General features: G+C 62.2%; 15 protein-coding genes. 5 read left to right on the top strand and 10 right to left on the bottom strand.

Features of this window, described 5'->3' with window-relative positions; genetic code table 11:
- Positions 1-76 precede the first annotated feature (76 nt).
- The 3 genes from AC0L3N_RS21830 to AC0L3N_RS21820 all read left to right on the top strand — a co-directional run bounded on the left by AC0L3N_RS21830 (position 77) and on the right by AC0L3N_RS21820 (position 4038).
- Positions 77-220, top strand: a complete 144-nt coding sequence (locus AC0L3N_RS21830; RefSeq protein WP_473529104.1) for a hypothetical protein — start codon at positions 77-79, stop codon at positions 218-220.
- 279 nt (positions 221-499) lie between these two features.
- Complete coding sequence (locus tag AC0L3N_RS21825) at positions 500-3061, top strand: GcvT family protein (protein WP_473549466.1); 2562 nt, start codon at positions 500-502, stop codon at positions 3059-3061.
- A 128-nt stretch (positions 3062-3189) separates the two neighbouring features.
- Positions 3190-4038, top strand: a complete 849-nt coding sequence (locus AC0L3N_RS21820; RefSeq protein ID WP_473549465.1) for a DUF1194 domain-containing protein — start codon at positions 3190-3192, stop codon at positions 4036-4038.
- A gap of 52 nt (positions 4039-4090) precedes the next feature.
- Here AC0L3N_RS21820 and AC0L3N_RS21815 read toward each other — a convergent pair whose 3' ends face one another.
- On the bottom strand, positions 4091-5092 hold the full coding sequence (locus AC0L3N_RS21815; RefSeq protein ID WP_473549464.1) for a GlxA family transcriptional regulator: 1002 nt from the start codon (positions 5090-5092) through the stop codon (positions 4091-4093).
- Positions 5093-5334: 242 nt separating this feature from the next.
- Between AC0L3N_RS21815 and AC0L3N_RS21810 the strand changes: the two genes are divergently transcribed.
- Positions 5335-5796, top strand: a complete 462-nt coding sequence (locus AC0L3N_RS21810; protein ID WP_473549497.1) for a hypothetical protein — start codon at positions 5335-5337, stop codon at positions 5794-5796.
- Positions 5797-5852: 56 nt separating this feature from the next.
- Here the strand turns inward: AC0L3N_RS21810 and AC0L3N_RS21805 are convergent, their stop codons facing one another.
- Complete coding sequence (locus AC0L3N_RS21805; protein ID WP_077383673.1) at positions 5853-6041, bottom strand: hypothetical protein; 189 nt, start codon at positions 6039-6041, stop codon at positions 5853-5855.
- A gap of 232 nt (positions 6042-6273) precedes the next feature.
- Between AC0L3N_RS21805 and AC0L3N_RS21800 the strand changes: the two genes are divergently transcribed.
- Positions 6274-7173, top strand: a complete 900-nt coding sequence (locus tag AC0L3N_RS21800; RefSeq protein WP_029351948.1) for a LysR substrate-binding domain-containing protein — start codon at positions 6274-6276, stop codon at positions 7171-7173.
- Position 7174: 1 nt separating this feature from the next.
- Here the strand turns inward: AC0L3N_RS21800 and AC0L3N_RS21795 are convergent, their stop codons facing one another.
- The 8 genes from AC0L3N_RS21795 to AC0L3N_RS21760 all read right to left on the bottom strand — a co-directional run bounded on the left by AC0L3N_RS21795 (position 7175) and on the right by AC0L3N_RS21760 (position 15072).
- Positions 7175-8158, bottom strand: coding sequence for an alpha/beta hydrolase (locus AC0L3N_RS21795; RefSeq protein ID WP_473549463.1), 984 nt, complete (start codon positions 8156-8158; stop codon positions 7175-7177).
- Between the two features lie 268 nt (positions 8159-8426).
- On the bottom strand, positions 8427-8612 hold the full coding sequence (locus tag AC0L3N_RS21790; RefSeq protein ID WP_473549462.1) for a hypothetical protein: 186 nt from the start codon (positions 8610-8612) through the stop codon (positions 8427-8429).
- Between the two features lie 190 nt (positions 8613-8802).
- Positions 8803-10932, bottom strand: coding sequence for an ASKHA domain-containing protein (locus AC0L3N_RS21785; RefSeq protein ID WP_473549461.1), 2130 nt, complete (start codon positions 10930-10932; stop codon positions 8803-8805).
- Positions 10883-11857 carry a methyltetrahydrofolate cobalamin methyltransferase gene (locus AC0L3N_RS21780; protein WP_473549460.1) on the bottom strand — a complete coding sequence of 325 codons (975 nt, stop codon included), beginning with the start codon at positions 11855-11857 and terminating at the stop codon, positions 10883-10885. The genes AC0L3N_RS21785 and AC0L3N_RS21780 overlap by 50 nt, the downstream gene beginning before the upstream one ends.
- A 79-nt stretch (positions 11858-11936) precedes the next feature.
- Entirely contained in the window at positions 11937-13028 is a 1092-nt protein-coding gene (locus AC0L3N_RS21775) for a methylenetetrahydrofolate reductase (protein WP_473549459.1), read from the bottom strand.
- Positions 13025-13624, bottom strand: a complete 600-nt coding sequence (locus AC0L3N_RS21770) for a methylenetetrahydrofolate reductase C-terminal domain-containing protein (protein ID WP_095494586.1) — start codon at positions 13622-13624, stop codon at positions 13025-13027. The genes AC0L3N_RS21775 and AC0L3N_RS21770 overlap by 4 nt, the downstream gene beginning before the upstream one ends.
- The gene (locus AC0L3N_RS21765; protein WP_095494585.1) at positions 13617-13919 is read right to left on the bottom strand and encodes a virulence factor; all 303 of its coding nucleotides are present in this window, start codon (positions 13917-13919) and stop codon (positions 13617-13619) included. The genes AC0L3N_RS21770 and AC0L3N_RS21765 overlap by 8 nt, the downstream gene beginning before the upstream one ends.
- A gap of 241 nt (positions 13920-14160) precedes the next feature.
- On the bottom strand, positions 14161-15072 hold the full coding sequence (locus tag AC0L3N_RS21760; protein WP_473549458.1) for a fatty acid desaturase: 912 nt from the start codon (positions 15070-15072) through the stop codon (positions 14161-14163).
- Between the last annotated feature and the right edge of the window lie 182 nt (positions 15073-15254).

The raw sequence follows: 15254 nt of genomic DNA, 5'->3' as shown, positions 1-15254 counted from the left end.
CTTTTATGGTTTCGGGTCATCGAAACTTAACGATTCCCGCTCCGCCGGCGTCCTGTTTACGGCATTGGTGCTCGGGGTGCTGGCCCACGACACCCGCATCTACTTTCCCAATCTGATCCCGCCGTTCCTGCTGCTCGCCGGTCCCTTCAAGGCGCTGTGGGCGAGCATCAAAGGGCGTCGCGCCGCAGTGTTGCACGTCGTTCCAAAAAATGGATCATGAGTTCCGCCTCCAGCCTGGCGCGCATCATTTTCCCTTGAAGCAGCTGATCTCTCAACACCAGTGCCACGCGTCCTTTTGGACGCGCACAGGACGCCGTAGAGTTTTTTCTGCGCATAATCCCAGTGGAAATCGGTACCGATTTTTCGGGTTATGCGCCGGGGTCGCGCCGCACCTGCAGCGTGTCGCAAACAGGCGGTAGCACGAGGGCCGTCGCCTGCATATTGTGCGCCGATCAAGCGGGCGCGGGCGCCCGCAGCAGCACTTTTGGAGTCGCGGGCAATGGCAGGGTTTCCGGAAAAGGCGAAGGTCGTCATCGTCGGGCTGGGCGGCATTGTCGGTGCATCGGTCGCCCACCACCTGATCGAGCGCGGATGGGACGACATCGTCGGCATCGACAAATCGGGCATCCCGACCGATATCGGCTCGACGGCGCACGCCTCCGACTTCTGCTACACGACCAGCCATGATTTCCTGTCCTGCTGGACGACGCTCTACTCCATCGATTTCTACGAAAGGATGGGCCATTACGCCCGCATCGGTGGCCTTGAGGTCGCCCGCGTCGGCGACGATGATCGCATGGAGGAGATCAAGCGCAAGATCGCCTCGGCAAAGGCTTTCGGCACGCGTGCCCGCCTGATCGAACCGGCCGAGATCAAGCAGAAGTTCCCGCTGATCGAAGAAGAGATGGTGCAGGGCGGCCTCTGGGATCCCGATGCCGGTCTCGTCATCCCGCGCTCGCAAACGGTCGCCGGCAAGCTGGTCGACCAGGCGGAAGCCTCCGGCAAACTCAAATCCTTCGCCAACACACCGGCCAGGTCGCTTATCGTCGAGAACGGTCGCATCAAGGGCGTGGTGACCGATCGCGGCACCATCGAAGCCGACTATGTGATTGTTTGCGCGGGTATCTGGGGCCGGTTGATCGCGGAAATGGTGGGCGAGGACCTGCCGGTGATGCCGATCGACCATCCGCTCACCTTCTTCGGGCCGTACACCGAGTTCGCCGGCACCGGCAAGGAGATCGGCTGGCCGCTGCTGCGCGACCAAGGCAACTCGGCTTACATGCGCGACACCGGCGATCCCAAGACCGCCGAAGGCGGGCAGATCGAGTGGGGCTACTACGAAGAGACCAATCCGCGCCTTTGCCATCCGCGCGACCTTCTGGAGAAGGACCAGGCCCGTCTTTCGCCCTCGCAGCGCGACCTCGACATGGAACAGATCCTCGCCCCGCTCGAGCGGGCCATGGAACTGACGCCGATCCTGGGCGAACTGGGCTACAATGAGAGTCATTCCTTCAACGGGCTTCTGCAGGTGACGGCAGACGGCGGCCCCTCCATGGGCGAGAGCCAGAAGGTGCGGGGCCTCTGGTATGCCGTCGCGATCTGGGTCAAGGACGGCCCCGGCATGGGCAAGCTCATCGCCGACTGGATGACGGACGGCCGGACGTCGATTGACCATCATGCCATCGACTATTCGCGCTTCTATCCGCACCAGACGCAAGAGCAGTTCATCTGGGACCGCTGCACCGAAACGGCAATGAAGGTCTACAATCCGGCGGTGCATCCGCGCGAGCCCTTCTCCAAGGCCCGCGACGTGCGCCGCTCGCCTTTCTGGGAGCGCGAAAAGGAACTCGGCGGCTATTTCATGGAGCTCGGCGGCTGGGAGCGCGCCCATGGCTATGCCGCCAACGAGCACCTGCTCGAGAAATACGGCAACCGGGTGCCGGTGCGCGAAAACGAGTGGGACAACCGCCATTTCTGGCGCGTCTCCAATGCCGAGCATCTCGCGATGAGCGAGGATTGCGGCATTGTCAACCTGTCGCACTTCGCGATGTACGATGTGGAAGGCCCGGATCATGTCGCGCTGATGGAATGGCTGTGCGCGGCCAAGATCGGCGGCGACGGCAATATCGGCAAAGGCATCTACACCCATTTCCTCGACGATCACGGCATGGTGCGCGCCGACCTGACGGTCATCCGCATGGCCGACCGCTGCCGGGTCATCGACGGCGCAGATGCCGGCCCGCGCGACTTCCAGTACATGCGGCGGACGGCAGAAGGCAAAGGGTTCGACGTCACCGTCACCGACGTGACCGAAAAATACGTGACCATCGGCATCTGGGGTCCGAACGCGCGCTCGACTTTGCAGAAGGTCGTCGAGGACCCGGATGGCCTGACGCCGGAGAACTTTGCCTTTGCGGCAATCAAGCCTGTCAGGATCGCCGGAAAGGACGTGACCGCTTTCCGCATCTCCTATGTCGGCGAGCGGGGCTGGGAACTGCATATGCGATACGAAGACGGCCTGGCCGTATGGGACGCGTTGCGTTCGACCGGCGTAATGGCCTTTGGCGTCGAGACCTATGCCAACAGCCGCCGCATGGAGAAGAGCCTGCGCCTGCAGAATGCCGACCTTCTGACCGAGTACAATCTGCTGGAGGCCGATCTTGCCCGCCCGAAGGTGAAGGAGGCTGATTTCAGCGGCAAGGCAAAGCATCTGGAATATCGCGCCCGCGCGCATCAGCCGGCCATGCTTTGCACGCTTGTCATGACGGATAATATCGATTCCAGGGGCGTTGCCCGTCATCCCGTCGGCACGATGCCGGTGATGGACCCGCAAACGGGTGAGACGCTGGTCGACGAACTCGGCCGCCGGTCTTTCACAACCTCGATCGCCTACGGCCCGACCATCGGCAAGAACATTGCGCTCGCCTATCTGCCCTGGGCGTATTGCCAGGAGGGCCGCAAGCTGACTGTCGAATATTTCGGCGAGAAATACCCGGTCGAAGTGGCCGCCGTCGGCTACAGACCGCTCTACGATCCGGAGAACCTCAATCCACGCAGCTAAGCGTTGACTGTCTACGGGTCCTCCCGCAGGAGGGTAAGGGGCGGGTTCGCAAAAACGTGAACGCAAAGACCTAGCCCGGCGCCGGGCTTTTCGCTTTATGACACGACGATTCTCGCTTACCTTACCGCATGTCTGCTTTTCCCCACGCAAGACATCTCCTCTCTGCTACCGCCGCGCTTGCGCTGGTGCCTTGGCTGACGCCGGAATCCCGCGCCGCCGAGCCTGTCGACATCGAGCTGGTTCTAGCCGTCGACGTTTCGCTTTCGATGTCGCCGGCCGAACTCGAAATCCAGCGTCGCGGCTATGTCGCGGCGCTGACGCACGACACGGTCTTGCAGGCCATCGCCGATGGCGCCTATGGCAAGATTGCCGTCACCTATGTCGAATGGGCCGGCACGACCTGGCAGCATGTCATCGTGCCGTGGACGGTAATCGCCAATCGTGCCGACGCCGAGCGGGTGGTCGAGCAACTCTCCGCCCATATGCCCAACAGCGCCCGGCGCACCTCGATTTCCGGTGCCTTGCAATTCGGCAGCGATCTCTTCGCCGAAAGCGGCTTTCAAGGCGTCAAGCGCGTCATCGACATTTCGGGCGATGGCCCCAACAATCAAGGTGCTCCCGTCGACATCACCCGCGACGGGCTGGTCAAGCAAGGCATCACCATCAATGGCCTGCCGCTGATGACCCGGAGCGGCTTCACCAGCGTCTACGACGTCAACTATCTCGACCGCTACTACACCGACTGCGTCATCGGTGGGCCCGGCGCGTTCATGATCCCGGTCAATGAGTGGACGCAGTTTCCCGAAGCGATCCGCCGCAAGCTGGTGCTCGAGCTTGCCGGGCCTGACTCACCGCGATGGGCGGCGGAAGAAGCGGCGCATCCGCCGGTCGTGCTGGCGCAAGACAAGCCGGCCACCGACTGCCTGGTCGGCGAGAAAATGTGGCGCGACCGAAGCTGGATGTTCGACAGTCGCTAGAGTATCGGACCCTCTAGACTTGGCGAGCACTCCTCGCCGGGAGGCATGGCGTCTACGCGACCAGCAACTGCTTGCGATCGACGCGCTCCTGCTGCGGCGAGCGCGCATAGAGCTCGCGGTAGCATTTGGAGAAATGCGAGGCGGAGACGAAGCCGCAGGCGACCGCCACTTCGACCACCGGCATCGATGACTGGATCAGCAAGTGCCGGGCCCGGTCGACGCGGATTTCCAGATAATAGCGGGCAGGGGATCGTCCCATCTCGGTGCGGAACAGGCGCTCGATCTGCCGGCGCGACAGGTCAACGTGATCGGCGATCTCGATCAGCGACAGCGGCTCGGACAGGTTTGCCTCCATCAATTCTATGATGGTCAGCACCTTGGAGTTCTGTACGCCAAGGCGTGCGCGCAGCGGCAGGCGCTGGCGATCGGTCGGGCTGCGTACGCGGTCAGTCAAAACCTGCTCGCAGACCCGGTTGACGAGGTTGTCGTCGAAATCGTCGCCGATCAGCTTCAGCATCATATCGAGCGCCGCGGTGCCGCCGGCGCAGGTATAGATGTTCTGGTCGATCTCGAAGAGGTCGGCAAAGACATTGGCCTTCGGGAACGCCTCGGAAAAGCCCGGCAGGTTTTCCCAATGAATGGCGCAGCGCTTGTTGGACAACAGGCCGGCGGAAGCCAGTATATGCGCGCCAGTGCACAGGCCGCCGATGGCGACGCCGCGGTTGTATTCCTCGCGCAGCCAGGCAAAGGCCGATCTGTTCTGGTAGCGCTCGACATTGATGCCGCTGCAGACGACCGCCATGTTCGGCCGTTCGGGGCCGGACATCTTCTTGCGTTCGTCCTCCAGCGAAGTGTTGACGGCGCATTCGACGCCGTTCGAGGCTCGCACCGGCTTGCCGTCGATGCTGGCGAGCCGCCAGCGGTAGGCCTCGTAGCCGAGCATCCGGTTGGCCGAGCGCAACGGATCGAGCGCCGTCGCAAATGCGATCATGGTGAAATCGGGGACCAGGAAGAATACAAACGATCGCCTGACCGGATGATTTACGACGTTCACAGGGTAGCCCTCACGCTGCAATGGCGCGAACAGGATGTCGCGATCAGCATAGCGACATCAGGAAAAACCTTTCCTGTCAATTGGCTAGGCGGCGACGGAAAGACTTTATTTGCGACACGGGTCGCAAATGGGCAATCGCTATGCGTTGACGGTCCCAACATGCCGCCGGATTGAGCAAAATATGCGGCATGTGGTCGGCGCATGACAAAAAAACGCCGCCTCGGCAAAACCGAAGCGGCGCTGTGATCAACTTCGAAGCAGCAGCAGGGAGCGCCGCTTGCGAGCTTGTCAGATCAGGCGACGAAGCCGAGCCGCGCGGCGGCCACGGCGCCGGTCTGGCCAGGCATGGTGTTGGCAAGGCGCTGGCGCTCGAGCGCGGTCGTCAGGTTCATTTCACGGCGAGCAAAAAGGCGGGCAAAAAGCTTCATCATCATCTCCATTCGGTTGCTCAGACGGGTCGCCTTCGCTTGATGGAGTGGGGCAGCTCGTTGGCTGGCGCTGATATAGGCTTACGTGCGGGGAAACTAAATCGCAAAAGCGAACCACTTGATATGAAAAGCGACACGGAATGCGACAAATTTTGGCAACTGGCAAGATTTGTGATTACTTATAAGGCGTTAGCTCGAAATGTGGGCTCTATGCAGCCTGTTCATATGCGCCATGCGGCGGTGACATGGCTCCAAAAAACATTTGATTACAAATAAAAAGGCCTGCCGGACATGATCTGCGCGGCAGGCCTTCAGTTTTGAATACACACGATCTATTTTGCTCCACCAGCCCAGGATCCAACGCCATGGCGAGTGCCGGTCTTGGTGTCGGCGGCTTCGGGCCAGCCGATATCCTTCTGCAGTTCGATCGGCAGAGAGCGGATGGCGCGTTCGGTCTGGTAGCGGGCGCGAGCCGCGCTGAATTCGGTCGCGATGCGGCCGATGGATGACAGGATGGACATTTTCATTCTCCTTTACGTTGAGCCGGGAGTTTGCCGGTCGCTCCGCATACGAAGCGCTACTTCAGGTTTGTTTCAGCTTCATTTCGTGTCGATTGCAGATCCGTGTCATGGGCCATTTCAAGGCGCTTTCGATACGTCTGCCTTCGATGGAGTTGACTATCCTCCCAAAGTGATGTTCAATCAAACGAAATGGAATGATAGTTTGCATCAGAAAAATTGAAGGTCGATCCCAATGAACGCCCCACTCAATCATCCGTTGCCGCTGCTCGATCTCGACGTCTTGCGCACCTTCGTGGCTATCGCCGAAACCGGCAGTTTCACCACCGCGGCCAATGCCGTCTTCCGCACGCCGTCGGCTGTTTCCATGCAGATCAAAAAGCTGGAGGACATTCTTGGCCGCTCCGTGTTCGCGCGCGATGCGCGCTCGGTGACGCTGACCACGGATGGCGAGATGCTGCTCGGCTACGCCCGCCGGCTGTTGTCGATCAACCGCGAGGTGGTATCGAAGTTCATCATCCCCGATATCGTCGGAGTGGTGCGGCTCGGCTCGCCGGACGATTATGGCGAGCGCGTGCTGCCGCATGTGCTGAAGCGTTTTGCACAGTCGCATCCTTCGATCGCGGTCGACGTCACCATCGACCAGAGCAGCAATCTGCGCCGGCGCATGGACGACCGGGCGCTCGATATCACGCTGCTCACCAATTCCTACAAGACCAGCGCGCTCGGCGCCGAAGTGCTGCTCACCGAACCGATCGTCTGGGCCGGCGCCAAGGGTGGCTGCGCGCATCTGCGCGAACCGCTGCCGGTGTCCTTGTGGGAAGAGGGCTGCGCCTGGCGGGCCGGGGCGCTCGAAGCGCTCGGCCGCGAGGGCCGCAACTATCGCGTCGCCTATATGAGCGCGCACACGGCCGGCCAGCGCGCCGCAATCATGTCCGACCTCGCGGTGGCGCCGCTGCCGAAATCGTTCCTCGGCAGCGACATGGTCGAGCTTTGCCCGAAGGACGGCATGCCGGATATCGGCACCTACAATCTGGCCATGGTCGTGGCGCCGGACGCCAGCGCGCCGGTGAAGGCGGTCGCCGACCACATCCGTGCGACCTTCGAAGTGTTCAGGGAAACCGGGAAATTTTGATTCAGGACCTCAACGGCGCAGCCAGGTTGTGAGCGGTGACGTCGCGATCTGTCCTTTGCAGCGCCAATTCGCCGGCTTTGGCGTGATAGCTCTCGGTTTTGCTGGTTAAAAACGCCACGATGCTGTCTCGCGCGCGACGCGCTTCTGGCATGTCGATCAGCGGCCAGACATGGAACATGCCTTCCTCGTAGACGACCTCTATATCGACACCGGCGGCACCGGCCTTTTGCGCGAAGATCAGATTGTCAGGGGTTAGCATATCGCGCGAACCGGTCAGAAGCAGCGTTTTCGGCAACACCGAGAGGTCACCGTAAAGCGGACTGATGCGCCAGTCGCTGGGATTTATGCCGGCGCTGTAAAGTCGGATTGCCTCGAGGCCACCCGGAATGCCCAGCCAGGGATCATTGCGTTCCGCCTCGAACACTTCGGGGTTGGCGAGCGACATGTCGAGGCCTGGCGAAATCAGCACATGGCGCGACGGCAAGGGCAGGGCTTCTTCCGCGGCCATCATGGTCAGCACCACGGCCATGTTGCCGCCGGCGGAATCGCCCATGAAGACGATGTCCTGCGCTTCAGCCTCGTCGAGCATCTGGCGGTAGACCTCGCCGACCATGCCGAACATGGCGTGGAAATCGTGTTCGGGAGCAATGGGGTAGATCGGCACGGTGATGCCGAAGCCCAGCCGGTCGGCCATATCGGCGATCAGCCCCCAGTGATAGGACGTGATTTGAAAGACATAGGCGCCGCCATGCAGGTAGAGGATACGCTTTCGCTCGCCGGCCTTGGGCGCGATTTCGTAGACGGGAAAGCCGTCAACGCTGCGCGTCGTGATCTCGAAACGTGATCGCAGCGAGGCGGGCGGCTGGTGGTTCTCCGTCTTGCGCGCATAGGCGATCCAGCGCTGCAGGTTTTCCGGGCTGGAAAAGGCTTTCTTGCGGCTATACCTGAGCACGAAGGAAACGACGTGGCTTTTGATACTGGGCATGCGGACACACGGACTTCGGCTGAGCCGACTAAGAGAACCCCTCGCTATCGAAGATCGTGCCTTCGCCCAGAATGTCAAGATTTGCACGGTTTCAACACGGTTGTGTGATTCAGCCATAAGCAAGACCGGCGGTGGTCATTGCCCATGTGCCGCCGCAGCGCTCATCGCGGAGGCAGCAGTGCAGCGCGCAGCCGACTGTCGCTTGCTGCCGGAGCCGCATGACGGCTTCGGCGCTTGGCCAGTCGCTTAAATTTGTCAGCGAAGGTCATCAGCGCGCTGAACCGAGAAGCAGGGCCGACAAGGTGGCCTGCGGGTCGTTGCGCGGCGACACGGGCCAGCCGATGTCCCTCTGAATTTCGGGCGGCAGGCTGTTCATGGCCCGGACGGAGCTGTTCCTGTTGTGTGCATGCTTGATGGCCAGACCATAGCGGCCGAGGCTTTCGAACATCGACATCTTCATCTCCCTTGGAGTGCTGCGGCGGCTGAAAGTTATTTCCTGCCTGCCGTTCGATGCCGGTTAAATGCGCCGTGCATGTTTCTGGTGGATTTCACGAAAACAGCGCCTTGTTTCAGTTTGGGCTGATCCGGAAACATTTGCATGCAAACGAGAATGAGGGCGAAGTGCAGCTTTTAGCAGCGGGATGCTACCCCCGGCCGCGCCGGGCCGCGTGGCCTTCGCGCGAACGCCGCCGCGGGGCGGCATCGCCGGCAATGCCGTCCTCGCTGACGGTCTTGCGCGGTGGCAGTTTCACCGCCGCCGATAGTTTCGGGAACGGGTCGACCTTGTTCGGCAGCGCCATGGCATAGACGAAATGCTCCTGGAATCTCGGCTCCAGCGCGGTCTCGATCTTCTCGATCCGGCTCACCGTTTCCTCGATCTCGCGGCGATAGCCGCGGTTCAAGAGTGCCATGCGCGCGCCGGCACCGGCGGCGTTGCCGACGGCCGAGACCTTGTCGAGATCGCAGTCGGGGATCAGTCCCAGCACCATTGCGTATTTCGGATCGATGAAGGAGCCAAAGGCGCCGGCGAAGTGGATGCGATCGACGTGATCAGTATGCTGCTTTTCCATCAACAGCTTGGTGCCGGCGTAGAGGGCCGCCTTGGCGAGCTGGATGGCGCGCACATCGGTCTGGGTGATGGTGATCCTGGGTTCACCCTCCTTCAGCACGTAAGAGAAGGTGCGGCCATTCGCGGTGACCCGCGGCGAGCGGGCGGAGAGCCCGCCATCGACGACACCGTCCTCGGAGATGATGCCGGCCAGATACATTTCGGCGACCACCTCGATGATGCCGGAGCCGCAGATACCGGTGACGCCGGTTGCCTGCACGCTGTCGAGGAAGCCGGGTTCGTCGGACCACAGTTCCGAGCCGATGACGCGGAATTTCGGTTCCAGCGTGTCGGGATCGATGCGGACGCGCTCGATGGCGCCGGGAGCGGCGCGCTGGCCGCCCGAGATTTCCGCGCCCTCAAAGGCCGGGCCAGTGGGCGAGGAGGCCGCCACGACCCGCTGACGATTGCCGAGCACGATCTCCGCATTGGTGCCGACATCGACGATCAGCATCATCTCGTCCTGGCGGTGCGGGCCTTCCGACAGCGTCACCGCAGCCGCGTCGGCGCCGACATGGCCGGCGATGCAAGGCAGCATATAGAGCCTGGCGCCCTGGTTGAGCTTGAGGCCGATATCCGACGCCTTGATGTGCACGGCACCCGAGACGGCCAGCGCGAAAGGCGCGCCGCCGAGTTCGGTCGGATCGATGCCGAGGAACAGGTGGTGCATGATCGGATTGCCGACGAAGACGGAATCCAGGATGTCGTTGCGCTGGACGTTGCCTTCTGCGCAGACCTTGTCGACGAGACCAGAGATCGCCTCGCGCACCGCGACTGTCATGCCCTCGCGACCGTCGGGGTTCATCATCACATAGGAAACGCGGCTCATCAGATCCTCGCCGAAGCGGATCTGCGGGTTCGACGTGCCCGACGAGGCGGCGACGCGGCCCGACAGCAGCGACACCAGATGCATGGCGATGGTAGTCGAGCCGATATCGCAGGCAAGCCCGTAAGCCTCGTTCTTGAGACCGGGCCACAAGGAGATGACCCGCGCGGTCTCGCTTTCGGCATCCTTGTGGATGGCGGCGGTCGCGGTCCAGTTGCCTTTGCGCAAGATGCCTTGCACCTGTGGCAGAAGATGGAAATCGAAATCGAGGCTCTTGAGCCCCCAGTCCTTCATCAGCGCGATCTTCAGGCGATCGAGATCGCCTGATGGATTGTGCATGTCGGGCTCTTCGATCTCGACATAGCACATGTGGATTGCCGAATCGCGGGCGATGACCCTGGTGTCGGCGTCCTTGCGGATGGTCTGTGCGTTGATGACCGTATCCTGCGGCACGTCGACGACAAGGTCGCCGAGGATCTGCGCCGAGCAGGACAGGCGGCGCCGTTCGGGAAGGCCGCGCACGCGTTCGTAGCGCTCTTCCTTGGCGCCTTTGGGCGAGATGTGGTCGTTGGAGGAGACGATCTTGTGCTTGGCGAAATTGCCTTCCTGCACCTCGACCTGGCAGCGCCCGCAAGTGGCGCGTCCGCCGCACACGCTCTCGACATAGACGCCGAGCTGGCGTGCCGCATCGAGCACCGGCGTGCCGACCGGAAACCGCCCGCGCTTGCCGGACGGCATGAACAGCACGAGCGGATCGGTGATGTTGGCAGGAGAGTTCACGATTGCGCGCTTATCCTCGGGCCATACGGGCTTCACGGCCACCGCGACGGCGGCCGCCATTGCCATTGCCTTCGCCCGGCGCATTGACTTGTGTGGGCGCCGCGATCGCCTGGCCGCCTTCGGCCGACTTGTAGTCCTTGTAGGTCCTGATCCAGTTGGTGCAGTTCTCGTCGGTGCCGTTCAGCACGTTGGCGCCGCGCACCGCCTCCATCTCTTGCGGCCGCACCGGGTTCATGATCGCCGAGGTCATGCCGGCGCCGATCACCATCGGGATGAAGGCGGCATTAATGCCGTGGCGATGCGGCAGGCCGAACGAGATGTTTGACAGGCCGCAGGTGGTATTGACCTTGAGCTCCTCACGCAGCCGGCGCAGGAGGGCAAAGACCTGGCGGCCGGCGTCGCCCAGCGCGCCGATCGGCATGACCAGCGGGTCGACGACCACATCATGCGCCGGAATGCCGAAATCGGCGCAGCGCTCGACGATCTTCTTGGCGACGGCGAAACGCACGTCCGGATCCATCGAAATGCCTGTCTCGTCATTGGAGATGGCAACCACCGGAACATTGTATTTCTTGACCAGCGGCAGGATGGCTTCGAGCTTCTCTTCCTCGCCGGTGACGGAATTGACCAGCGGCCGGCCCTTGGCGACCTTGAGCGCCGCCTCGATCGCCGCGGTCACCGAACTGTCGATCGACAGCGGCAGGTCGACCAGGCCCTGCACGATCTCCAGCGTCTGCACCAGCAGGCCGGGTTCGGTCTCGTTCGGATTGACCGAGGTGACGCCGGCATTGACGTCGAGCATGGTCGCGCCGCAGGCGGCCTGTTCCAGCGCGTCCCTGATGACGGTATCGAAATTGCCTGTGATCATCTCGGCCGCGAGCTTCTTGCGCCCGGTTGGATTGATGCGCTCACCGATCACGCAGAAGGGCTGGTCGAAGCCGATAATGATTTCTCGTGTCGCCGAGGCGACGATCGTCCGGGTCATGAAATCTCTCCCTCGTGATATAAAGACTTCTTTATATCGTTTCTGATTTCGATCAAGCGAATGGTGACCGTCCGCGCCGTCAATGCGCGGTCTTGACCATGTCGACCTGCGTTTCGGTGATCTCGTCGTGCAATATGTGGTCGAGCCGCTCGGCGACGAGCTGGTCGTCGCGGCGGATTTCGCGTTTCCAGGGCTGGCGGCCCTTCAGGACGCCCGATTCATCGACGATCTCGGCGACGTACTCCTCCTGGCGATAGGCCATGACATGGACGCCGGAGACGCCGGGAATCTCTTTCACCTCGTTGATGATGTCGATGCAGAGCTGCTTGCCTTCCTTCTTCTGGTCCTGGGCGCCTTCCAGCCGCTTGACGATCGAATCGGGGATATGAATGCCCGGCACGTTGGAGCGGATCCATTTGGCCGTCTTGGCCGAGGCCAGCGGCCCGACGCCACACAGGATGAAGCATTTTTCCGTGAAACCGAGATCGCGGACCTGCTGCATGTAGGTGCGGAACATCGGCACGTCGAAGCAGTACTGGCTCTGCACGAACTGTGCGCCGGCGGCGATCTTCTTGCCCAGCCGGTAGGGGCGGAAATCGATCGGCGGCGCGAAAGGGTTGACCGCCGCACCGAGGAAAAGCTGAGGCGGCGTCGTCAGCTTGCGGCCGGAGAGGAACTTGCCGTTGTCGCGCATGATGCGGCAGGTTTCCAGGAGCGACATGCAGTCGAGATCGAATACCGGCTTGGCGCCTGGCTGGTCGCCGGCCTGCACGCCGTCGCCGGTCAGGCACAGCATGTTGGCGACGCCCATCGCCGCCCCGCCCAGCACGTCGCCCTGGATGGCGATGCGATTCCTGTCGCGGCAGGCGATCTGCATGATCGGGGCATAACCCATGCGGGTCAGCAGCGCACAGATGCCGACCGACGACATGTGGCAGTTGGCGCCCGACGCGTCGACGGCGTTGATGGCGTCAACCCAGCCGTCGAAGATTTTGGCGCGGTTGTAGACGTCTTCCGGATCGGCGCTGTCGGGCGGGTTGAGCTCGGTCGTCACGGCGAACTCGCCGCGCCTCAGGACGCGCTCCAGCCGGCCGCGCGAGGTGTGGCCGGGCAGCGGATCGAGCGGCAGATGGATGCCGGCCGGGTTCTCGTCGGGCTGGCGGCCGATCATGCCGGTGCCCCGGTGTTCGGAGCGTTGCGCGCGGCCTCGCGCGCGGCGGCGGCCTGTGCGGTCACCCGCAGCCATGCCGAGGTCTCGCGCAGCGACTGGTCGACCGGCTTCTGCACGTCGAGGATCTTGTCGCCATGCACCATATTTCGCGAACCTTCCCAGGCCTTGACCCAGACGCACGGCATATCAGGCTCGACTTCGCAATTGCCGTTGGCGCGCACACCGCCGCAAGGGCCATTGCGCAATTGCTTGGGGCAATTCATCGGGCACGACATGCCGGTAGAAGAAAGGATGCACTGGCCGCACATGCGGCAGTCGAACATAAAACCCTTGACGCGTTTTTCGACGAATTTGATCGGACCTTCGACGCGGCCGTAACCGATGCCCTTCCACAGCGGATGGAGGAGCAAAAACATGTCGGAGAACCTGGCGTAGAACCATTCGAGCAGTCGCGAGTGGCGGACGGACCACAGCCGGACAGCGAAGGAGCGCTGCACGCGCCGCTGCGGCGACACGTCGGCCGGCTTGTAGTCGGATTTCGGCGCTGCTTTCTTGACCAGAGTGGCCTGGGTAATCGCCGGGGTCGTTTCAGACATCTTCTTTTCCGCCCGCCTTGACCAGAGCGACCAGCCGCTCGCGGTCGTATTTCGCGTCGATGTCCTGAAAGGCTTTTTCAGCCTCGCCTTCAAGATCGTCGCTGACCGGCACGGGGTCGGCCTTGCGCCATTCGGCCAGGTAGTCGTCGGTGCCGCCGGCGCCGGTGCGCATCGCGCACATGTCGATCGCCTCGGTAAAGCGCAGCGGCAGTTCGCGCTTGGCGTTCTGCCGGCCTTTCTTGACGATGACCTGGGCGGGGATGTCGCGCCAGTAGACGACGATCAGATCGGCCATGAATTCCTGCTCCCGTAGAGCGCCGTCCGTCCAATCGGATGGACAAAGGACGCTCTACCACTTTGACGCAACTGCATCGTGCTTTCCGGAGATCGATCTTCGGGCCGATGCAGTGGTTCCGAGCATTGCCGGAAGCGCTGTTGGGCTGCTTGTTATGGGACGACGCGCGCGCATTCAAAAGCGACGCAATTGGAGGCCGCAAGGGAAAGATGAAAGTTTTCGGTATTTGGCTTGGTATGGATCAGCCGGCGCGACGATCGAAGCTGCCGACAAGCTTCCTGTGGAAGCGGATATAGCCTCGCTCGGTCGTGCGCAGATGTTCAGCGACAATCTGGTGGAAACGCGGCAGGCGGTGAAAGGGAACGGCCGGATAGGAATGGTGCTCGGAGTGGTAAGGCATGTTCCACGCCACGAAGCGTACCAGCCGTGTGGTAAAGGTGGTGCGGGTGTTTTCGAGCATGTTGGCGACATGCGGGCAGAGCGCGTGCTCGGCCAACAGATAGGCCCGCAAAAACGGCTGGCCGACCAGCACCGGCACAATCCAGACCCACAGCAGCAGCGCCGACTGCACGGCCAGCGAGGCCGCCAGCAGCACCGCATAGGCGATCAGAAAACAACGTGCTTGCGAAATCACCTTGTCGCGGCCCTTGTCAGGCACGAAGCCGTCGCGGTTGCGGCCGGCGGCGTTGACGACGATCACGCGCGCCATGCCGCTCCAATAGGGGATCCCGGAGAGATAGCGCACATACTGGCCGATGGTCTCCGGTTTCGGAGCCATCAGTTCGGGATCATTGTTCGGATCGTGCGTGTGACGGTGGTGTGCGAAATGGAAATAGCGGAACCATGCCGGCGGCAGCAGGATCAGGAAGCCGGTCACGGCGGCGATGGCGCGATTGAGCCATGGCGTCCTGAATGCCGTTTCGTGGATGGTCTCATGCAACAGCATGAAGAAAAAGACGATCAGGATCCCCTGCGGCAGCATGAGAATCGGCCAGAACGGAATGCTGGCCGCGATCAGCGCACCCAGCACCACAACCAGCCCGCCGTGAACGGCCAACCGGACAATACCGGGCCTGTCCAGTTTAACGGTGAGGTCGCGACGATCCTCGGCCGAAAGGCTGGCGATGATGGTGCGGTGGTCGATTTCGCTCATGGGGGCCAAGCTTATCGCCGGGGCGCTGTCCGGTAAATCGGTGTACAGACGCCGGTTTTTACGCCGGTCCAGAAATAGAACCAGATCGTCGGATGACCACTGTTTCGAGGGCAGGCCGGGATATGATGTGGCAAACTTGCCGGCTGCGCATCCCTGACCGCCTCGATGCTATCGCGTGAGAA

The sequence above is a fragment of the Mesorhizobium sp. WSM4807 genome (assembly GCF_055811615.1).
The sequence above is the reverse complement of the archived record's forward strand: the minus strand, read 5'-3'. Positions and strand labels throughout refer to the sequence as shown.